A 20,397-nucleotide genomic window follows, 5' to 3' on the forward strand; every position below is an offset into this window, starting at 1 on the left:
TCAAAGTCCTCTCACCTGAGTCCTCTGGGTAGCTGATTCACCCTCAAATACGCCCGCGACTTTCTGACTCAGTAAGATTAAGTGATTTAGGGGCGCCGAGAGCTTTGTGTGGTCTCAAGGCAGGGGAGCCATGCGGGACGCCTCTTCCAGCAATATCTCCCGCATCCAGATGCTTGCCGGATCATTGTTGTGAAAAGCGGGCCATTGAACGGCCTCGGTGAATGCGGGAAGTGACCGTGGAAGTTCGACGATCTGCAGGGGCATCGTCTGTTCGAAATGCTCAACCAGCCTTGAGGGCATCGTACCTATGCGCCCCGTGTCCAATAGTACAGGCGGGATCATGCTAAAGCTCTGCACGACTACCTCAATGCGTCTCTTGAGACCATGCTCAAGTAAGAACCATTCCTCGATGGAGGGCCTTCGCGCACGCCCGAACTTCACTGCGACATGCCCCATTGACATGTATTTGTCGAATGTAAGCTGCGGTGGCAGCCGTTTATTCGTGTGGCAGCCTACGCACACGAGCCGCTCCTCGAACAATGCCGCTTTAGCAAGATTAGAAAATCGACATCACCGCGCCGGAGAAGCTCATCGGTCTCATCGGCGAGTGGCAGCAATTCGAAACTGACGGCGGGAGCTTCCCGCGCCACACGGTCCAGTGCAGCGGCGCCTCGCGAATAGGGGCGGCGAGCCCTTCGGCACGCGGTGTTGGGACAAGTTCCGGGCCTCTCATCGTAAATAGTTCATCGCGGAAATAGGCGCGTAGCCGGGCGACGGCGGCGCTCATGGCCGGCTGGCTCAGCTTGATGCTGCGTGCGGCCGCGGTGAGATTACGCTCGGTCAACCGAGCATCGAGCGCGACGAGAAGATTTAGATCAAGGCCCTTGAAACAGATGTCTTCTTAATCCCGTTGAAAGCCTTTGCGTTGTAAACATTTGAGCAACAACGGTTACGTCTATTGATGGTCTCAGTCCCCCAAGTCGACTCCTTCTGGGTTGCGGCGCGATCGCGAAGAAGGCCATCATACTCGGTCGCAAGCATCTTGGTCCCGCAAAGGAGCATGCGAGCGAGCGTGGAAGTCGCCGGCGGCCATGAAGGCGGCCTTTGGTGCGCTCCAGCAATCGCTCGCAGCACCATATCGATCACTGTGAACCGTTGAGAGTCGGGAGCTGGTGCGCACCGTTACGCCAATAACGCCACAGATGCGCTATCGACGCTCCGCGTGGTTAGCTTTGGTCGTCGTTGCAAGCTACAACCGGACGCAGCGTGCGATTCAAGCAACTTATTGGTGTAGCTGAACTTCATTTCATTCGGCGAAGATGCATCTTCGCGGAATGTCTGATGTCGCCTCGCGGACACAGCAGCCAAATGCAGCCCTCCGCAATCCCGGAAGGCAATTCCGCTGCGCTGTCTGGCTAGCTCCGACAACATCTTGCGGCGGCCGTGGCAGGTGACGGGCGTGAGAAGCATGATTAAATCGCTACCTGATCAAGCGGCACTCAAGTACACCAATTCGAGTTCGCTGCGGCTGACATCGAATTTGCAGCGTTTCTTCGGCATGCAGAAGATAGCGTACGTGCCTCTTGCAGTGCGGGCTATCCGAGATATTGCAGGACAACGAGATCGGCCCGAGCGACCAGGTGCTCTTGAAGGATCTAGGTATATCTGGATTGACGCAGAGAGCAGGTGGTAAGACGCCTTGAGTAAATCTAGCAGCGCCTGCGATTTTGGGTGGTCTCACTCGGAGAAGCCATCCGGGACGCCTCCTGCAATAATGTCCGCCGCATCCAAATGCTTGCCGGATCAGTATTGTGAATGGCGGGCCATTGGATGGCCTCGGTGAATGCGGGAAGTGGGAGCGGAGGTTCGACGATCCGGAGGGACATCGTCTTTGCGAAATGCTGGGCCAGCCTTGAGGGCATCGTCGCTATACGATCAGTCCCCGATAGCATAGGCGGGATCATGGTAAAGCCCTGCACAACGACCTCGATGCGTCTCTTAAGACCGTGCTCAAGCAAGAACCATTCCTCAATGTTGGGCCTCAGCGCCCGCCCGAACTTGGCAGCAACGTGTCCCATTGATAAGTATTTCTCGAATGTAAGCTGCCGTGATAGCTGCTTGTTCGTGCGGCAGCCTACGCACACGAGTGTCTCCTCGAACAGTGTCGCTTTAGGATGCGCGCTCGACATGAACAATTCCGGCAAGACAAGAAAGTCGACTTCGCCGCGCCGGAGAAGCTCATCGGGCTCATCGACAAATGGCAGAAATTCGAAGCGGACGGCGGGAGCCTCCCGCGCGACACGGTCGACGATCTTTCGGAAAAATACGATTGTCATGAAATCGGAAAGGAGGATCCTGAAGCGGCGATCCGATTTGGCTGGGTTGAACGTATCGCGGGAAATGATGGAGAGCTGGATGTGCACCAGAGCCTCGCGAATAGGAACGGCAAGCCGTTCCGCTCGTGGTGTTGGGACAAGCTCCCGGCCCCTCATCGTAAATAGTTCGTCGCGGAAATAGGCGCGTAGCCGGGCGACGGCCGCGCTCATGGCCGGCTGACTCAGGTTTATGCTGCGTGCCGCCGCGGTGAGATTACGCTCGGTCATCAGAGCATCAAGCGCGACGAGAAGATTTAGATCAAGGCCTTTGAAGCGCATGGCGTGGAGAGTTATCCATTGTGTGGATGTGTTCAATCAAAACAATTGATTTTACCAATTTTGCGGGATGGCGGATAGCAAACCCGTCGGTTGGGACGAATAAAATTCGGGCAGATCAGGAATGCTTACCAGTCTTTGCCCCAGCTCCGCGAAAAATTCCCAGCTGTATGCCGAGCATCATGTCCATTGCGGTTACATTTTTCAGCGGGTTGTACAAGCTGCGTCGCGGTGCTTGACGCGACAAGCGTCCCGCAGGTCGCGTCGGCGCTCACTACCGGTAAACGTTCGTATAGCTTTTCCAACCCTTTCTATATTGGCCGCTTACCTCCGTAGAATTGAGCCAGCCCTCCACTTCGCCTTAACGTCGGGACGAACTGGGAGCTGCCGATTGCAGGGGCCAACTGCCTTTGCGACCCGGCCAACTGGATCGCGTGTCCATCGGAGTCAAATCGTGCGGAAAATGCAGGAGGGGTCCCCAGTAGATCCGGTACATGCGCTCGATATAGTCTGCGTCGTGGATAACGATCCATCGATCCGTGAAGCGCTGACGAGCATGCTTTCGGTCGGCTTCATCCCAGACCCGTTCCAGAGTGCAGATGAGTTCTTGGAGTCCCAGCCGCCTTCTCACCACGATCCTGCTTCATCGCGGACATGCAGCGGCGGGAAAGACCGGGCTCGAGCTCTACGCGCGTCTGGTCGCAGCCGGAAAGGCCATTCCCATGATGCTGCTCACGAGCCGTCCCGGCGAGGACCACCGGGCGCGCGCGCTGCGAGCCGGCGTGTCTTATTACCTGAACAAGCCATTCAGCGATAGCGAACTGCTCGCGTGCATCAAGTCCACCCTCGAATGCCGGTCGGCGAAGGAGGCACCCATGAATGTTGCCGTATCCAGCTCTACTAGGGGTCTCTCCATGCGCTCTCAGGTGCGGTGGAAGCTGTGCTGGGAAAACGAGTTGCAACTCGCCGACCATGTCGAACTCGCCGAGTTCTTTCGAAAGACCTATAGACCGACTGGGGCGTTTAATGGAAAACCATTCGAAGGCAGTCGAAGTTGGGCCGGCGCGAGGCCTGAGCTCCGTGCAATCGGCTACGACTCGCGCGGTGTAGCGGCTCATATGGGCTTATTGCGCCGTTTCATCAAGGTTGGCGCGATCGATGTACTAGTGGCCGAACTAGGATTGTACGGGGTACGTCCGGATCTTGAGGGACTCGGAATCGCTCATTCAATCCGCGTCATGCATCCAGTACTGCAGGAGCTTGGAGTCCCATTCGGCTTCGGCACGGTTCGGCACGCGCTGCAGAAACATTTTGCAAGGTTCCGCCGACACGGTCCGGCGACCATTGTGTCGGGGGTTCGCGTGCGGTCCACCCTTCCAGATGTGCTTCTCGACAAGCCGCCCACACGCATCGAGGACGTACTCATCGTAGTTTTACCAATTGGACGGTCGATGAGCGAGTGGCCGACCGGCACGATGATTGATCGGAACGGGCCAGAGCTGTGACACACCTCGACTGCTTTTGCGAAGCGCGCAGCGAGTACGCTGACCGCACCGAAAGTCGCGGCGTCTATCTGACATTTGACGACGGTCCTAATCCACTTTGCACGCCGGATGTCCTCGATGTGCTGGCGGAACACCGAGTGCCAGCGACTTTCTTCGTCATCGGCGCGTACGCGGCGGACCAGCCGAAACTAATCCGACGAATGGTCGCAGAAGGGCACGAGGTCGCAAACCACACGATGACTCATCCGGACCTGTCCAGATGCGAACTCGCCGAAGTGCAACAGGAAATACTAACGGCGAGCAGAGTCATCAGGATGGCATGCCCCCATGCCTCCCCGCGGCACATGCGTGCACCCTATGGCATGTGGACCGAAGAGGTGCTCGCTACGTCAGCGAGGGCTGGGCTGGCTGCCCTGCACTGGTCGGTAGACCCGCGAGACTGGTCTCGTCCCGGCGTTGACGCGATTGTCAACGCGGTGATGGCCTCTATCCGGCCGGGAGCAATTGTGCTCTTGCACGACGGATGTCCACCCGGCGAGTTGGGACGGGGCACTCATGCTGGTCTGCGCGATCAGACCGTCTTGGCGCTTTCCAACCTGATTCCAGCATTGCATGTCCGCGGATTTTCAATCCGCTCGCTTCCTCAACCTCACTGAACAAATCGGCACCCTATGATCCTGCTTGCCACAACCAGCACTGTCGCTATCTTGGTCTATGCGCTTCTCTCGACTGTCTATAGAAGCGTGCAGGTGGTTTACGCTCTGCCGACAAACGTTTCATCGCCGCCGGACGACGTGGTCAACGCCGACGCTCTGCCGAGCGTGGATGTCATCGTTCCCTGCTTCAACGAGGACCCGCGTGCGCTCTCGGCGTGTCTGAAGTCTATTGCAAGCCAAGACTACACCGGAAAACTGCAGGTCTATGTGGTTGATGACGGTTCTGGAAATCTCGACGCTGTGGCACCCGTTCATGACGCCTACTCGGACGACCAAAGGTTCAGCTTCATTCTGCTGCGAAAGAATGTCGGAAAGCGGAAGGCACAGATCGCTGCGATACGCCGCTCATCTGGAGATTTCGTGCTCAACGTCGACTCGGACACGATAATAGCTGCCGACGTGGTCACGAAGCTTGCACGGAAGATGCAAAATCCAGCGATCGGGGCGGCCATGGGGCAGTTGACGGCGAGCAACCGAAGCGACACTTGGCTGACCCGGTTGATTGATATGGAGTACTGGTTGGCTTGCAACGAAGAGCGCGCGGCACAAGCTCGCTTCGGCGCCGTTATGTGCTGCTGCGGCCCATGTGCGATGTACCGTCGTTCCGCGCTCCTGTTGCTGCTAGATCAGTACGAGACGCAATTGTTTCGAGGAAAGCCAAGCGACTTCGGAGAGGATCGCCATCTCACGATCCTCATGCTGAAAGCAGGGTTTCAAACGGAGTACGTTCCCGACGCCGTCGCGGCAACAGTTGTTCCGGACAGGCTAGGGCCGTATCTGCGCCAACAACTCCGTTGGGCACGGAGCACTTTCCGGGATACGTTCCTTGCGCTGCGCCTGTTGCCCGAACTTGATCGCTATCTCACGCTAGATGTAGTCGGACAGAATTTCGGCCCGCTACTTCTCGCCCTGTCATCGCTAACGGCGCTCGCACAGCTCGCACTCACAGCCACAGTGCCGTGGTGGACAGGACTGATTATCGCATCAATGACCGTGGTTCGCTGTAGCGTCGCAGCGTTTCGTGCTCGCGAACTTCGATTTCTCGGCTTTTCTCTGCACACACTCATCAACATCTTTCTCTTACTCCCCCTGAAAGCTTATGCATTGTGTACATTGAGCAATAGCGATTGGCTGTCGCGCAAGGCTGCCAAGCTACCAAACGGGGGGGAAAAGCAGGTCGTCATCCGAAATCCGGTCGCTGGACCAAATGCTACAGAAGGTCCGGAAATTGGTGGGTCAATCCGAAGGAGGCATCTCTCGCGTGCTTCTTCGAGGTTCGTAACGTCTGACGGCGCTTGCAGGGGCGAGTGACCGTGCAATTACATAGGTGGATAGCTCGTGAGCCTGGATAAGAAATACCGACTGCTAGAGCGGGAACTGGCTGCCGACGATCCGTGGCCAGCCCTGACACGCACCGATGTGCCGTCTGAGTGGGAGGCTGCGCCGTGCAGTATGCATGAACTTGCTGCCATCCTGGCGAGCAATAAGCCCGTGAATTTCCTCGCCGGCCGCGCTGAGCTCGGACCACGAGCGTTGGGCGGCAGAAGCATCCTCGCAACCGCGACATCGGCGGGAATGAAGGATCATCTTAACGACATCAAACGTCGCGAACACTTCCGGCCAGTGGCGCCGATATGCCTGGAAGATCGCGCCGGAAATTGTCAGCCCTGGAATGCCTGATCCTTACATGCTGTTCGATGACCAGACGCGAGCGGAATGGCGGGACAAAATCCCTGCCGTTGTACATCTCGACGGGTCTACCCGGTTGCAGACCATTCCTAGAAACTCTGAGCACAAAGTCGCCGAGCCTCTCGTCGAATATGAAAAGCTCACGGGCATTCCGCTGCTGTGCAATCCGAGTGCCAACCACCATGGACGTGGGTTTTTTCCGGATGCCGCCGCAGCCTGCCAGTGGGGACGCGTTGAACACGTATGGTGCGACGGCTTGCTGTTGACCACGCTTGCAGCTGAGCTATCGCCGGGCGACGGCATCTCTCACGCTAGGATGAGCGCATGTCCGCGATAGCGATCGGCCTTACCAGCGTAACAAAGTCATATGGCGACAAGGTCGTTGTCGATCGGCTGTCGTTCACCGTTGCTTCGGGAGAGTGCTTCGGCTTGCTGGGACCGAATGGCGTAGGCAAGAGCACGATTGCGCGCATGGTTCTCGGCATGGCGTCAGCGGACGCGGGCAACATCACCGTGCTCGGGGAACCAGTGCCGGGACGCGCTCGCTTGGCTCGCATGCGCATCGGCGTGGTCCCGCAATTCGACAATCTTGATCTCGAGTTCACGGTCCGGGAGAACCTGCTGGTGTTCGGGCGCTATTTCGGCATGAGCGCGCACCAAATCGAAGCGGTCACGCCGTCACTGCTCGAGTTCGCTCGCCTTGAGAACAAGGCGAATGCGCGCGTAGCCGAACTCTCTGGCGGTATGAAGCGGCGCCTGACGATAGCACGTGCGCTCATCAATGACCCTCAGCTCCTCGTCATGGATGAGCCGACAACCGGCCTCGATCCGCACGCGCGCCACCTGATCTGGGAACGGTTGCGCTCGCTGCTGGCGCGCGGCAAGACGATTCTTCTGACCACCCACTTCATGGAAGAAGCCGAGCGGTTGTGCGACCGGCTGTGCGTACTCGAACAAGGGCGCAAGATCGCTGAAGGCCGGCCTCACACCCTAATCGACGAGCAGATCGGCTGCCAAGTGATCGAGATCTACGGTGGCAATCCGCATGAGTTGGGTACGCTGATCAGGCCGTACGCGCAGCGTATCGACGTGAGCGGTGAGACGCTCTTTTGCTATGCGCCAGATCCAGAGCGGGTGCGCGCGCAGCTGCGCGGGCACACGGGTCTACGCTTTCTGCAGCGTCCACCGAATCTTGAGGATGTGTTTTTGCGGCTGACCGGGCGGGAGATGAAGGACTGAACCATGTGGGGACGTTATGCGGCGGCTCTGCCCGCCAATGCGTGGAACTGGATCGCGGTATGGCGACGCAACTATCTGGCGTGGCGGAAAGTCGCGCTGGCATCGGTTCTCGGGAACGCCGCTGAGCCTATGAGCTCTCTGTTCGGCCTCGGCTTGGGCCTCGGAGCAATGGTAGGTCGCGTTGACGGCACCTCATACATCGCCTTTCTGGCGGCTGGGATGGTCGCGACAAGCGCGATGATTTCCGCCACCTTCGAAACCATTCATGCGGCTTTCGCTCGCATGCATCATCAGCGCACCTGGGAAGCAGTCCTGTGCACGCAGCTCACGCTCGGCGACATCGTTCTCGGTGAAGTGGCGTGGGCAGCCAGCAAGGCCGTTCTGGCCGGGACGGCAATTACGATTGTTGCCGCCATCCTGGGCTACGCAGCGTGGCCATCCATCCTCTATGCGCTGCCAGCTATCGCCATCACCGGTCTCACCTTCGCGAGCCTGGCGATGGTCGTCGCAGCTCTTTCACCAAGTTACGACTATTTCGTGTTTTACCAGACGCTCGTCCTCACACCCATGGTGTTCCTGTCCGGCGCGGTCTTCCCGGTCACCCAACTGCCCGACGCCTTTCAGCAGGTAGGACGCTTCTTGCCGCTGGCACATTCGATCGATCTCATTCGTCCGGCGATGCTTGGCCGCCCAGCCGGCAGCGTCGGCCTGCATATCGGTGTAATTTGCATGTACGCAGTATTGCCGTTCTTCGTGTCGGCGGCACTGTTTCGTCGACGCCTGATACGTTGACGCTATTCACGACCAGCACGAGAAGGAGATACGCGATGCAGTATCGTGAACTGGGCCGCAGCGGCCTGAAGCTGAGCGTGCTCTGCTTGGGCACTATGAGTTGGGGGGAGCAGAACGAGGAAGCCGAGGCGCACGCGCAACTGGACGCAGCCCTTGATGCCGGCATAAATTCGGTCGACACTGCCGAAATGTACCCTGTGCCACCCCGTGCGGAGACACATGGATTTGCGGAGCGCTATATCGGCAGTTGGCTACGCAAGACCCGGCGCAGACAAGACGTCGTGCTTGCGACCAAAGCCGTCGGCCCTGTTCGAGCAGGCAAGGCAAACTTGCCCTATGTGCGTCAGCTACACACGCGCCAGTCTGTTCGAGGTCGTGGACACCAGCCTGCAAAGGACACGGAGTATATCGACCTCTACCAAATGCACTGGCCCGACGGCAGCACCAACGTCTTTCAGTTAGTTGACCACCAGTACCAACTCGACGAGGACACGGTCCCGATCCTGGAGACGCTGGAGGCGTTGAACGCGCTCGTCAGAGGCGGTCGCGTTTCGTCACATCAGGCTCTGCAACGAAACACACTTGGGACCTTGCGCGCTAGATGGTTTAGCCCGCGTGATAAGCATTCAGAATCCATACAATCTGCTTAACCTCGACTTTGAGAACGGCCTCGCCGAGATGGCTCAGCGCGAACGGGTGGGGCTTCTCGCGTATTCGCCGCTCGCGATGGGCACGCTGACTGGCAAGTACTTGGGCGGGCAGCGGCCAACCGGTTCGCGAACTTGTTCGGACGGTTCGTCCGCTACAGCAATGAGAGGGCGCAGCATGCGGTCCTAGCATATACGCGTTTTCGGGAACATGACATTGATCCAGTGCACGGAGCGTTGTCATTCGTCAGCAGCCGGCCATTCGTTGCAAGCACCCTCGTAGGCGCGACCTCCGAGCTGCAGCTAAAGCACAACATCGCCAGGGTAGGAAGTCAGCCTGTCACGCGAGGTCCTCGATGGAATCCAGTCAATCTGTCAGCGTTATGGAACGCCGTCCCCATGATTCGGGTATTGGCCTCCTGGTACAAATCACGTCGCCGATCCGGTCCCGTGAGCCGTATTGTGAGAACCAGGACAAAGAGCCGAGCAGGTTGAAACCGGGCACTCACGCCGCCCTGCGCGACCAGACGGTCACGGTGCTGTCCCGCTTGATTGCAGCGTTGCATGAGCGCGGATTTAATCCCCCGCCGCTTCTCAACATCATTGAACGGGTCGGCGGAGACATGACAGCGTGGAGTCTTGTGCTGGGCGCCACCCCAAGCGGCCTCGCGATAAATATTAGTTGGAGCCACATGCAATGACCCACCCCGCACGGTCACCTGAGCCCTTTGTAATTCTTGCGATGCCAAGGACTGGCACGCACTATCTGGAAGCATTGCTAAACGAGCATCCGAACGTGGTCAGTAACGGTGAGTTGCTCAATCCATATGATACGAAATGGCCGCATAAGGATCGCCTGCTACACAGCGATCGCGAGCTCCTAGAACTTGCCTACCTGCGCTATCCCACGCGCAGCGACAAGAAGGTGACGCACGTTGGCTGCAAGATCAACGAACCTCAGTTTCACGATCGTCCGGGCTTTTTTGCCGAGCTGGCCGGTTGGCCAGGCCTGAAGGTCATCCTCGTGGTTCGCAGAAACACATTGGAATCGCTACGATCGCTGGTGCAGGCAAGGCAAACCCGCCAATGGCTGAAATTCAGTTCTGACAACGCGGCTCCGCCGCCGTGCGTCAGATTGTCAATCGCCGACTGCGAGGCCTACTTCAAGGCTGCCGACAATTTCCACGCTCTGGTCGCGCACTCCTTCGCGCTGACGAACATGCTTGTGATCGAGTACGAGAGTCTTCTTCGCGAACCCGCCGCTTGCTTGGCAACGATTTGGGAGTTCCTGGGGGTTCCAGCGCTTCAGCTTTCTGGTCGTGCCATCCTTCAGCGCCAGGAAACGCGACCGCTGGACCAGACGGTACAGAATTTTCATGAGTTGCGGCTTCACTTCGCAGACGGACCTTACGCTAGATTGTTTGAGGTCGGTAACGTCTGACGGACCTTCGCGGCGGCGAGCGACAGTGCACCTCACTCAGGTGGAACGGTCTTGAGTCAGGCCAATAGAGTGTCCCTATCACGATGAATGGAGCGCGACATGCTGTGTCTAGGAGTGAGTGGCGGGCTAGGCAAAATTTATGAAAATTCACTCGAGCTGCCGAACACATTGACCTTGCCCCCATATGTGGAACGGCCCGCGTGGCAAGAGCTTTTTCAGTCGATTCACACATTGGAACGGTGCGGTCATATGTCCGGCCTTTTGTGCGCGGCACATGGCCGCTGGCCTCGATGAGATCCTCGAAACGAGGAGCTAAATCAAGTTTACGCGCTTGAGCGCATTGGGAGCAGTGGCTTCGCTCGTCTCGGGATTTTCGTCCCATGGGTTCATCGTCTGTTGTAGCACCTTGCCCTCTGCCGGCCTGCGCCGGTCAGATCGTTTTGGCGGTCATGCGTTCATCGGACGGCGGCTGCGCTAGTCGACAGCGGGTCGGGACGCCGGTACGTCCCGCCCTTGTTCAGAAGCGCCCAGATGATCCGCGCCGTCTTGTTGGCCTGCGCGACCGCAACAACCTCGAAGGGCCGTCTGGCGAGAAGCGCCTTCAGCCACGGAGCGTCGTTTCGGGCGACCCGCAAGACGGCTGTTGCCCCGACAACGAGGAGAGCGCGGAGTTCCGGATTCCCCATTTTCGATATTCGTCCCAGCCGTTCCTTGCCTCCGCTCGAATGAGACCGTGGCGTCAACCCTAACCAGGCGGCAAAGTGGCGAGCCGACTTGAACCCGCCGGGATCCGGCACAAGCGCCTTGATGGTCGCCGCAGTAATGGCGCCGACGCCAGGGATCGTGGTCAACCGACGCTCGAGCCTGTCGATCTGGTCGGCTGAAGCTTCAATCTCATCGGCTATAGCCATCAGCGCGAAGCGCGCTGCTGCGGGCAGGCGAGCATCTTTCTCGTCCCGTACAATCGCGACCAGCGCCTCAACCTTTGCCAGGCCGGCGGTGGCGATGATGCCTAATTCGGCCAGATGCGCGCGCAGGGCGCTGACCGCCTGCGTTCGATGCCGCACCAGAAGAGCGCGGGTCTTCAGCACCATCGCGGCAGCTTGCTGCTCGGCCGTCTGATCGGGACGAAGCGCATGGTCTTTCGGGTCACCGCTTCGCTGATCGCCTCCGCGTCCGCCGCATCCGTCTTACCTCGCTTGACGAAGGGTTTGACATAAGCCGGCGGAATAAGCCGCACCTGATGACCGAGTGCTGCGATCTCGCGCGCCCAATGGTGGGCGCTACCGCAGGCTTCCATCCCACCAGGCGTGGCGGCAGCTTCTCGAAGAAGCACAGAACTTCGCTGCGCCGTAGCTTCCGGTTGAACACAGGCGAGCCCTCGGCATCCGCGCCGTGAACCTGGAAAACGTGCTTGGCCAAATCCAACCCGATGGTGCTAACCTGTTTCACGGAACGGTCCCTCCTTTGTGGCGTTCGAATAACGACCACGTTCTAGCACTTTGATGCTGTCGGAGCGGGCCGTTCCACCACATCAAGTTTTATCCAGTCCTGAGTTCGCTCTGGCAGTTGGGTTTGCCCGAATGGGCGGTGGGAGCGACGGGAGCTGGCGCGGAGCCCTCGGCATAGCGCAGCGCCAGATCCCGGCGCGGGTGGCAGGTGATGGCGAACTCGGACGGGGTTCTCCATCCGAGCTGCGAGTGCCACTTTTTCCTGGGCGTCCGCAAGGGACAGGAACCAATGGGCATTGAGGCATTCGGCCCGGAAGCGGCCGTTGAAGGCCTCGATGAAGGCATTGTCGGTCGGCTTGCCAGGCCGCGAGAAGTCCAGCATGACGCCGCGCTGGTAGGCCCACAGGTCAAGATCGCGCGACACGAACTCGCTGCCTTGATCGACGCGGATCGTCGCCGGGAAGCCCACTTCCTTGCAGGCCCTTTCCAGCACCGCCACAACGTCGATGCCGCGGAAGGTGAACCGCGGCGCCAGCGCCGGCGAGAACCGGGAGAAGATATCGACAATGGTAAGCACGCGAAGCTTGTGCCCTGTCGCCAACTGGTCATGAACGAAGTCCATCGCCCACGTCTCGTTGGATCGCGTCGCTGGCTTGCGGTCATCGCGCAGCTTGGCCTTGACCCGGCGCTTGGGCGTTTTGTTGCGCAATTGCAGGCCCAACTCGCGGTAGACACGCCGGGTCTTGTTCTGGCCGTGGCGCCAACCTGCACGACGCAGCAAGACGTGAACGCGGCGATAGCCGTAGCGCACGCGGGCATGACAGATCTCCCTGATCTTCTGTTCGAGGGCAGCCTGGCCGGAGCGACGAGACTTGTAATGGTAGGTCGACCTGTCAAACTCGAGGGCCGCACAGGCCCTGCGGATCGAGACCTGCCACTCGCTACGGACCTCGTCGACCAGCTTGCGCTTCCGGCCAGGCCTCATAGCTTTCGGCGGATCACGTCCTGCAGCATCTCCTTGTCGAGCGACAGATCCGCCACCAGCTTCTTCAATTTGCCGTTCTCCTCCTCGAGTTGCTTCAACCGTCGCATCTCGGTCGGCAGCAATCCGTCGTACTTCTTCTTCCAGTTGAAATAGGTCGCCTGGCTGATTCCGGTCTTGCGGCAGATCTCCGCAACCGGAACCCCATCGTTGCCCTGCTTGAGAATGAACGCCTTCTGGGCGTCCGAAAACTTCGAGGCCTTCATCGTCCTTCGCTCCTCCCAGCCGAGGGGATTCGGCAGCGAAAACTCTAGCCAAAAATGGTCCAGTTTGCCGGCCTCAGATCAGGCTGCGCAGCGTTTGCGCTGTCCGCTGGTTACTGCACGGACTCCACTTTCGCGCGCCCACTCTCCAACGCGTCGAGAATCGTCTGTACGATTTTAGTCTCGACTTCCAGCGCGCCTGGCAAATTGCTTGGCCACTAAAGCTCCTGGCGAAAGTCCTGTTCCAGTTGCATAAGCCTTGGATCATCAGGCAGGATCGACGAGTCGTCGGGTTGATCGTCCAACAGCCGCCAGAGATCTTCGGGAACCACGTCCAACCTCGGCAACGGGGCAGCCTCGCCCTCGGCCTGGCGAAAGCTGCCCGGACCAGATGCGCGCTCTGCATCACGAACGAAATTTAACGCGGTGATGATATTCTTGTCGCCCGGGAACAACCTCTGAGCGGACCTGACCCGCGAATCGTGGTCTAGCCCAGATATCGTCTGGCCCTCAAGAACAAGCGCCTCGGAAAGTCTGCGAAGACCACTACGATACTGGTCAAGGGCGCCCTCGCTGCGCCTACTGGCACGAGTTATCTTTCTATGAACCTCGCGTCGTCCTCTGATGGGATTCTTGGTCGATTCGCGCTGCGAGCACCCGGCTCATAGTACTCACGAAGGTTGCTCACCGCTGCCTTCATCTGGCGGTTTTCGGGAAGAATTCGTTGACGTGAGCGACCAAGGATTGCATGCGAGCGAAGTTCTGGATCGCCTTGGAGACGAGCTGCGGATAGGTGAGGAGAAAGTTGTCCGGCTGGGTATGCATCAGCGCCGGCACATCCTTCGTCTTCAGATCCTCATACGACTCATTCAGCATCTTCTTGTACAATGATAAGCTATTCGACGTGCAGCGGCCGCCGCGCGACTTCACACGGAAGATCGCCTCCGCGGCAGTTTTCCCAGAGATCATCGCAACGTTCAAACGCCCGCGATAGCTGGTACTGTCGAGTTCGGCGGCATCGCCGATCACCACCCAGCCATTGCCGTAGAGCTGGGGTATGGTGTTGTAGCCGCGTTTCGGGATGAGGTGCGCGGAATATTCCTTGAGCTCTGAGCCGTCGATTAGTGGCACCACCGACGGATGACGCTTGAAGCGGTCGAGCAGCCCGTAAGGCGTTTCGCCCGTTCGCTGGAGATCGGAGACGAGGCAGCCGATGCCGAGTGAGATGCACTCCCTGTTCGCATAGATGAAACCCATGCCGGTCATCGCGCGCGAGATGGTGCCGGCGGCCTCGATCACGACCCCTTCGTCGCGCTTGAGATTGAAGCGGTTTTCGATGGTCTCGCGCGGCAAAAGGTGCATTTCCTTGACCTCCAGCGCAACCTGGTCGGGCGTCGGCCGCTCGCGCAAGCCCGCACACGTCCCGAGCAAGCCATTGACGCCCTCGGCGAGCACCACTACGTCGGCGTGGATTATGCCGTCCTGTCGGTCAGTACGCACACCAATGACGCGGCCACGGCGGTTCTGCGCCAGCTCGGTAACGGTAGTCTGGCACAAGAGGGTGGCGCCGGCCTCCTTCACCTTGCAGGAGAACCATTTGTCGAATTGGGGGCGGATAACGATGTACCGGTTCGGTCGCTGGTGATTGCAATCGTTGAAGCGGTAGCGCAGCCCGATATGGGAACGGCTCTCCATTATCCAAAAGCGCTGCTCGACAAGGCGGCGCTCGAGGGGGGCATTCTCGCGAAAATCTGGCGTCAGCTGCTCCAAGATGTCCGCATCGAGGACTGCACCCTGTACGTTCTTTGATCCGGAATATTCGCCGCGCTCGAGCTGCAGCACCTTCATGCCGCGCTTGGCCATGCTCAGAGTCGCCGCGTTGCCGGCCATTCCGGCGCCAACAACGATCGCATCGAACCTCTCTTCGATCATGAGCCTCTCCTTTGTTCAGTGGCGCATGTTCTCAAACCTACCCTCGCTTGCAACGCGGTCGCCTGCATAGGGCGACGGCGGAGGCGGCGAGATCACGACCCAAGATCGTGCTTCCCAACAACAGGATCTCCGGCTCGGAGGTGTTGACAAGGCCGGTCAAGGCCTTGGTGTCGGACAGGTTGCGGTAAGCTGGGAGCATGTTGTCGGCAGCCAGATAGAAGGTCGGCGCCGTGGCAGAGTTCGACCGCGGGCGCTGCGCGTCGCCTTTGTCTCCGGACCGATCACGACCTCCGCGAGATCAACTTTCAGCTTCAGCTCCAAGGAGACTGATTGCACTGGCCGCGCTCCTGTTCGATAAAGACCCAGACATATTCCGCTGAAATTCACCGCGAGCGCCTTCTTGCCGGCGCGCCCTTCAGGAGACGCGCGAGCTCTCGTCAGATCGCTCATCATCAAGACTCTTCGGATCAGGCATCGCGGGCCAGCGCCGCAAGATCGGTCTCAAGCTTGGGCTGGTGCTTGAAGATCGCGTCGATCAATGCTTCCGCCGGCTGCTCGGCGGCTTCTACCAGCACCGCCTTCTCAGCGCGCGCGGACGGCGCGAATACACGCCTAACGACGGTCGGCGAGCCCTTGAGACCGCATTTGGAGACGTCCTCGACGCCGGCCTGCTGCGCGTTCCACTTCGCGATCGGCGCCCGCGCCGCACGCAACGCATCCGCCATGGCGCCGCGGCGAATCTGGTTGGTTGCCTCGAGCATGGTGATGAGACACGGCAGGCGCGTGCGGAGCACCTGCACGCCACCTTCGGAGCGCCGTTCCGCTTCAACTGTGCGTGCGGCAAGATCCAAGGCCCTGATCTTGGCGACGTAGGTGAGCTGCAGCACACCTAGCCGCTTCGCGACGCCGGGCCCAACTTGGGCGGTGTCACCGTCGATGGTCTGCTTACCGGTGAAGATAAGGTCCGGCGGCCCATATTCCTTGCCGATTTTGCGGATGGCGGTCGCAAGTGCGTAACTCGTCGCCAGCGTATCGGCGCCCGCGAAGCAGCGATCGGTGAGCAGTACGGCGCGATCGGCGCCAAAGGTGAGCGCTTTGCGTAACGAGTCCTCGGCCGACGGCGGCCCCATCGTAAGGACGGTGATCTCGCCGCCGAATGCATTGCGCAGCTCCAGCGCGGCCTCGAGCGCGAAGAGGTCGTATGGATTGATGATGGTCGGCACGCCCTGACGCATGATCGTGTTGGTCACGGGGTGCACACGGATTTGCGCGGTGTCGGGAACCTGCTTGATGCAGACGACGTTGTGCATATGCTTCTCCAGACGTTGCAATGGCTGGCGAAGAGAACAGCAAGTGTCGTACCACTGCGCGAATTCCAACATCAGGCAGCGATACAATGCTTTTGGGAAGCGTCATCTCACCATAGCCTGACGTTTGCCGGCGACGGAATTGCGACATTGGTCGTGACTACGACAGCTCGGCTCCCGCGGCTTAATTTGTCGTTGATCTGAATCAGAGAGGGTGGCCCAAAACGGATTCGCTTCCTCGAGACACCGCAGCACCCGCTACATGAGGAAGCTTAAGCCTTGAGCTGATTTGCGACCGACGAGGCTTCGCATCACCAGAAGCAAGCGCGGCGTCGCAACAAGCTTGCGGCGCCTGCGGCCACGAGGCACACGGCGTTCCCTTCGTAGTCCCGCAGCGCACGGCGGTTGCTCCACATGAGGGCGGACGCGGGCTTAGAATTGAACGCGGTCGACCAGCAGACGATGATCTCGCCGACTGTAATCCGGCGTGAGCTGATGGTCGATTGCGACATTACTCACGCAGTGGCGATGGCAGCGCCCGCGCCGCCGATGGTCACGCTCCCGACGCGCGCCAAGTCCTTTCAGAAACGCTTGATCTCGACACCGTATTTCCTCAAGGCGTAGCCAATCTGGCGCGGTGTCAGCCCAAGCAGGCGCGCCGCCTTCGCCTGAACCCAGCCGGACCTTTCCATCGCCGCGATGACGCGCTCGCGATCTGTGATCTTCGGACCACCTACGAGGGCTGCGCCGGCTGGTGCCAGCGGAGCCAGGTCGCCGCTGAAGGGCGGGACCGGCATGGCCGCCTCCGCCGGCGGCGTGGCGGGCTTAACCGGCACTGGCACGATCGGACGCGGCTGTAGCGCCACCTCGTCCGATCCGATTTTCCACAACATCGCGGAAAGGCACTGGCCGTGGCAGCAGGCAAAGTCGTCTCTTACGATCGATGGTCCAGGTGCAAGGGTTGCGGTGCGCTGCACGCAATTCTCAAGCTCGCGGACATTTCCGGGGAAACCGCAGTTCATCAGTACTTCAATCGCACTGCTATCGAAGGCGAGCGTGCGGCCGTTCTCGCGGTTGAAGTTTCTGAGGAACTCGGTGGCGAGGAGCGGAATATCACCGCGCCTTTCGCGCAACGGCGGCAGCAGCAAGGGAACCACGCTGATGCGATAGTAGAGGTCGGCGCGGAACTCGTTTCTTGCCACCGCCTCCTCCAGGTTCTTATTGGTGGCGGCAATCACGCGAACATCGACCTTAACGGTCTGGTTGCCGCCGACGCGCTCGAATTCCTGCTCCTGCAGGACGCGCAGTAGCTTTGCCTGGAACGAAGCCGAAATCTCGCCGATCTCGTCCAGAAATAGCGTCCCCTTGTCGGCGAGCTCGAACCGGCCCTTGCGCGAGCTGAACGCGCTCGTAAAGGCACCCTTCTCGTGACCGAACAATTCGGATTCCAGTACCGTCTCAGGGAGCGCCGCGCAGTTGAGTTTTATGAACGGCCGCTTGGCGCGCGCTGACCGCTCGTGAATCGCCTTGGCGACCAGCTCCTTTCCGGTACCGGACTCGCCGCGCAACAGCACCGTGCTGTTTGATTTGGCCACCACCGCGATCTTCTCGAGCAGCGCCCGCAGCGCCGGGCTGTCCCCGATGATCCCGTCGACATGGACCTTCTTGCGCTCCCGTGCAGGCTGCTTGAGCTCACACAATTGCTTTTGCAGGCGGTCCTTCTCCGCCATCAGTCGCTCGCGGTCACACGCGAACAGCCGATGCAGCTTCACCGTCTGCCCTACAAGGTTGGCGATCATGGTGAGCAGCCGTGCGTCGTAGTCGAGCCGGACGCTCGAGGCCACGTCCAGCATTCGGTCGATCGTCAGCGTGCCGACGACATTCGCATCGATGCGGATGGGAACGCCGACGAACGACACTCGCATCTCATCGGAGGCCCCGAGCACCTCAATGTCCGCAGCACTGAAGGCCGAATGCACTGCTACGTTTTCGGCGACGAGCGGCATGTCCGACGCCACGATCTCCTGCAGTGCCTTCTGCGGCAGGCGCATCCGGTAGCCCTCGTCGCTACCTTCGCTCCAGCCGGCGCCCACGGTAATGTCCGGCACGCCATCATCGTGGAACAGAGAGACGATGCCGTGCCGCATCTGCACAAACGATTGTAGAAGATCGACGACGTTGGCCAGCGTGACTTCGAGCCGACAGGGGGCGGTGAGCACTTTCGATATTTCGAAGATGCCCATAATCGCGCTCTCGTGGGATGGCACGATAGGGGGTGCGTCGTCGGTCTCGACGTTTGAGTTATGCCTTTCGCGTACGGAGGGGATATGCAGCATGACGACGTCTCCGTTGTTATGATCATCCTCCCTGGCGCCCTGTTCGGATTTGCGAATATTGGGTTGCATGTCATCCTCGATCTCGCGCCAATTTCAGGTGACCGAAAGAGATAACTCTCTTACATGGCACGAAGATAACTTGCAGCGCCGCACAACATTAAATTTACAGTGCTTTTGATTTGCGACTTCTCTGCTCTTCGTACTCGCCCCGCGGATTCACGAGGAGCACGAGTTGCATTGATGTAGGTCAAATCAGCTGCGATTGGTCCTGCTCCAGCTTCAAAAAATCACAGGTGTTGGCCACCATTGATGGGCACCTCGGTGCCCGTGACATAACTTGCTGCATCCGAGCATAGGAAGAAGATGACCTTAGCGACTTCTTCGGGCGTGCCTACCCGGCGCAGGGGGATATTTGGTACAAGGCGCGCTTCCGTGTTCGGCGACAAAATGTCCGTCTTGATCTCGCCGGGCGCGATCGCATTCACGCGGATGCCATGCGCTGCATAGTCGTGCGCCATTTCGCGCGTGAGACAGGCGAGCGCAGCTTTCGACGTCGCGTAGGCGCTGCCGGCAAACGGATGCACCCGCGAGCCTGCGATCGAGGTCACGTTGACAATTGATCCCGACGCTGCTTTCAGCTCGTCAAACAGGCCTTGCGCGAGCAGGATCGGCGCCACCAGATTGAGGTGGAACACCGTCATCCAGGTTTCGACTGACGTCGTCAAAGACGTCAGTCGTGTGCCATTCGGCGTCTTCGGCGAAATGCCGGCATTGTTGATCAAGGCGTGCAATGGTGCGCCGGCGAGGCGCTCCTTAACCTCGGCGATGGCGCGCGGCAGCATCCGATGGTCGCTGAGGTCGACCTGGACATGGTTGTCGGCCCCCGATTCCCAGGGGCACCGCCCACCATCGAACGGTTGGCGCGCGCAAGAGATGATGCGCCAGCCGGCTTCCGAAAACAGCTTTCCGGTGGCGTGACCGATGCCGCGCGACGCCCCGGTCAGCACCACCGTCTTGCGTGCTCCCCGCTGGATTTGGGCTCTATCGGTGTGAAACGGACAGCTCACGTCGGTCGCCGACGGTGGGCCGGCGGCTGCATCGTCGTTTCTCAGATCGAGACTCAAAACGCGTCTCCCATTCTTTTGCCCTCAGCCGCAAACGCGATGCAGGATTTAGGCCAGTGCAATGCAAAAGAACGCTCGCGCGTTTTGCGGCCCAATGTCGTGTTCGCAACAGCTTGGCGGCTACCAGACGTCAGGTGCGTTTGCTTTCGGACAGTAATAAACGCTGGTGCACGAGCCGATTTTTGAGTTCCGCAAGGCGTGCGCGGCACCACCCATTGGCTCCGCTTTTGCTCCATGGCCCTAGTCTAGTACCTCGGCACAGAGGTTTTGACTCGTTGAACCTGGCCTAATTCGATGATGGGTTTTGGATAGGCCCGCGCCA

The 20,397-nt window shown here is 59.5% G+C and carries 15 protein-coding genes and 6 pseudogenes; 10 read left to right on the forward strand and 11 right to left on the reverse strand.

Annotation, left to right across the window (positions count from 1 at the left end; all coding sequences use genetic code 11):
• Positions 1 to 114: 114 nt before the first annotated feature.
• Both AC5ZG5_RS43240 and nodD1 read right to left on the reverse strand, forming a co-directional pair.
• A pseudogene (locus tag AC5ZG5_RS43240) lies at positions 115 to 895 on the reverse strand (LysR family transcriptional regulator); the annotation flags it as partial.
• Between the two features lie 814 nt (positions 896 to 1,709).
• Complete coding sequence (nodD1, locus tag AC5ZG5_RS43245) at positions 1,710 to 2,654, reverse strand: transcriptional regulator NodD1 (RefSeq protein WP_456646737.1); 945 nt, start codon at positions 2,652 to 2,654, stop codon at positions 1,710 to 1,712.
• Between the two features lie 911 nt (positions 2,655 to 3,565).
• Here nodD1 and AC5ZG5_RS43250 point away from each other — a divergent pair.
• From AC5ZG5_RS43250 to AC5ZG5_RS43295, 10 genes and pseudogenes are all read left to right on the forward strand, one after another.
• Positions 3,566 to 4,156, forward strand: a complete 591-nt coding sequence (locus AC5ZG5_RS43250; protein WP_456646748.1) for a NodA family N-acyltransferase — start codon at positions 3,566 to 3,568, stop codon at positions 4,154 to 4,156.
• On the forward strand, positions 4,153 to 4,812 hold the full coding sequence (gene nodB, locus AC5ZG5_RS43255; RefSeq protein WP_456646738.1) for a chitooligosaccharide deacetylase NodB: 660 nt from the start codon (positions 4,153 to 4,155) through the stop codon (positions 4,810 to 4,812). Before AC5ZG5_RS43250 ends, nodB begins: the two co-directional genes overlap by 4 nt.
• A 15-nt stretch (positions 4,813 to 4,827) precedes the next feature.
• Positions 4,828 to 6,183 (forward strand): chitooligosaccharide synthase NodC, encoded by a 1,356-nt coding sequence (gene nodC / locus AC5ZG5_RS43260; protein WP_456646739.1) that lies wholly within the window; start codon positions 4,828 to 4,830, stop codon positions 6,181 to 6,183.
• 87 nt (positions 6,184 to 6,270) lie between these two features.
• A pseudogene (locus tag AC5ZG5_RS43265) lies at positions 6,271 to 6,898 on the forward strand (carbamoyltransferase C-terminal domain-containing protein); the annotation flags it as partial.
• Positions 6,886 to 7,800 (forward strand): nodulation factor ABC transporter ATP-binding protein NodI, encoded by a 915-nt coding sequence (gene nodI / locus AC5ZG5_RS43270; protein WP_456646740.1) that lies wholly within the window; start codon positions 6,886 to 6,888, stop codon positions 7,798 to 7,800. The pseudogene AC5ZG5_RS43265 and the gene nodI, both read left to right, overlap by 13 nt.
• 3 nt (positions 7,801 to 7,803) lie before the next feature.
• Positions 7,804 to 8,592, forward strand: a complete 789-nt coding sequence (locus tag AC5ZG5_RS43275) for an ABC transporter permease (RefSeq protein ID WP_456646741.1) — start codon at positions 7,804 to 7,806, stop codon at positions 8,590 to 8,592.
• Between the two features lie 35 nt (positions 8,593 to 8,627).
• Positions 8,628 to 9,242 (forward strand): aldo/keto reductase, encoded by a 615-nt coding sequence (locus AC5ZG5_RS43280; RefSeq protein WP_456646742.1) that lies wholly within the window; start codon positions 8,628 to 8,630, stop codon positions 9,240 to 9,242.
• Positions 9,208 to 9,429 carry an aldo/keto reductase gene (locus AC5ZG5_RS43285; RefSeq protein ID WP_456646743.1) on the forward strand — a complete coding sequence of 74 codons (222 nt, stop codon included), beginning with the start codon at positions 9,208 to 9,210 and terminating at the stop codon, positions 9,427 to 9,429. Before AC5ZG5_RS43280 ends, AC5ZG5_RS43285 begins: the two co-directional genes overlap by 35 nt.
• A 166-nt stretch (positions 9,430 to 9,595) precedes the next feature.
• Positions 9,596 to 9,940 (forward strand): hypothetical protein, encoded by a 345-nt coding sequence (locus AC5ZG5_RS43290; protein ID WP_456646744.1) that lies wholly within the window; start codon positions 9,596 to 9,598, stop codon positions 9,938 to 9,940.
• Complete coding sequence (locus tag AC5ZG5_RS43295) at positions 9,937 to 10,680, forward strand: sulfotransferase domain-containing protein (RefSeq protein ID WP_456646745.1); 744 nt, start codon at positions 9,937 to 9,939, stop codon at positions 10,678 to 10,680. Before AC5ZG5_RS43290 ends, AC5ZG5_RS43295 begins: the two co-directional genes overlap by 4 nt.
• 455 nt (positions 10,681 to 11,135) lie before the next feature.
• Here AC5ZG5_RS43295 and AC5ZG5_RS43300 read toward each other — a convergent pair.
• The 9 genes and pseudogenes from AC5ZG5_RS43300 to AC5ZG5_RS43340 form a co-directional block, all read right to left on the reverse strand.
• Positions 11,136 to 12,132 (reverse strand): annotated as a pseudogene (locus tag AC5ZG5_RS43300) (IS110 family RNA-guided transposase).
• A 42-nt stretch (positions 12,133 to 12,174) separates the two neighbouring features.
• Entirely contained in the window at positions 12,175 to 13,299 is a 1,125-nt protein-coding gene (locus AC5ZG5_RS43305; RefSeq protein ID WP_456646749.1) for an IS3 family transposase, read from the reverse strand.
• Positions 13,227 to 13,379, reverse strand: a pseudogene (locus tag AC5ZG5_RS43310) (transposase); the annotation flags it as partial. The gene AC5ZG5_RS43305 and the pseudogene AC5ZG5_RS43310, both read right to left, overlap by 73 nt.
• A gap of 215 nt (positions 13,380 to 13,594) precedes the next feature.
• Positions 13,595 to 13,831, reverse strand: coding sequence for a hypothetical protein (locus AC5ZG5_RS43315; protein WP_456646746.1), 237 nt, complete (start codon positions 13,829 to 13,831; stop codon positions 13,595 to 13,597).
• 292 nt (positions 13,832 to 14,123) lie between these two features.
• Positions 14,124 to 15,308: pseudogene (locus tag AC5ZG5_RS43320) on the reverse strand (FAD-dependent oxidoreductase); the annotation flags it as partial.
• Positions 15,309 to 15,387: 79 nt separating this feature from the next.
• Positions 15,388 to 15,758 (reverse strand): annotated as a pseudogene (locus tag AC5ZG5_RS43325) (electron transfer flavoprotein subunit alpha); the annotation flags it as partial.
• A 17-nt stretch (positions 15,759 to 15,775) separates the two neighbouring features.
• Positions 15,776 to 16,618, reverse strand: a complete 843-nt coding sequence (locus AC5ZG5_RS43330; RefSeq protein WP_456646747.1) for an electron transfer flavoprotein subunit beta/FixA family protein — start codon at positions 16,616 to 16,618, stop codon at positions 15,776 to 15,778.
• A gap of 578 nt (positions 16,619 to 17,196) precedes the next feature.
• Entirely contained in the window at positions 17,197 to 18,951 is a 1,755-nt protein-coding gene (gene nifA / locus AC5ZG5_RS43335; RefSeq protein WP_456646750.1) for a nif-specific transcriptional activator NifA, read from the reverse strand.
• Between the two features lie 287 nt (positions 18,952 to 19,238).
• On the reverse strand, positions 19,239 to 20,018 hold the full coding sequence (locus tag AC5ZG5_RS43340; RefSeq protein WP_456646751.1) for an SDR family NAD(P)-dependent oxidoreductase: 780 nt from the start codon (positions 20,016 to 20,018) through the stop codon (positions 19,239 to 19,241).
• Between the last annotated feature and the right edge of the window lie 379 nt (positions 20,019 to 20,397).

Source organism: Bradyrhizobium sp. Ses1, from assembly GCF_059512365.1.

Excerpts from the sequence above, each read along its gene's own strand:
- nodD1 (WP_456646737.1), bottom strand. The coding sequence starts at position 2,654 with ATGCGCTTCAAAGGCCTTGATCTAAATCTTCTCGTCGCGCTTGATGCT.
- AC5ZG5_RS43250 (WP_456646748.1), top strand. The coding sequence starts at position 3,566 with ATGCGCTCTCAGGTGCGGTGGAAGCTGTGCTGGGAAAACGAGTTGCAA.
- nodC (WP_456646739.1), top strand. The coding sequence starts at position 4,828 with ATGATCCTGCTTGCCACAACCAGCACTGTCGCTATCTTGGTCTATGCG.
- nodI (WP_456646740.1), top strand. The coding sequence starts at position 6,886 with ATGTCCGCGATAGCGATCGGCCTTACCAGCGTAACAAAGTCATATGGC.
- AC5ZG5_RS43275 (WP_456646741.1), top strand. The coding sequence starts at position 7,804 with ATGTGGGGACGTTATGCGGCGGCTCTGCCCGCCAATGCGTGGAACTGG.
- AC5ZG5_RS43280 (WP_456646742.1), top strand. The coding sequence starts at position 8,628 with ATGCAGTATCGTGAACTGGGCCGCAGCGGCCTGAAGCTGAGCGTGCTC.
- AC5ZG5_RS43290 (WP_456646744.1), top strand. The coding sequence starts at position 9,596 with ATGGAATCCAGTCAATCTGTCAGCGTTATGGAACGCCGTCCCCATGAT.
- AC5ZG5_RS43295 (WP_456646745.1), top strand. The coding sequence starts at position 9,937 with ATGACCCACCCCGCACGGTCACCTGAGCCCTTTGTAATTCTTGCGATG.
- AC5ZG5_RS43330 (WP_456646747.1), bottom strand. The coding sequence starts at position 16,618 with ATGCACAACGTCGTCTGCATCAAGCAGGTTCCCGACACCGCGCAAATC.
- nifA (WP_456646750.1), bottom strand. The coding sequence starts at position 18,951 with ATGCTGCATATCCCCTCCGTACGCGAAAGGCATAACTCAAACGTCGAG.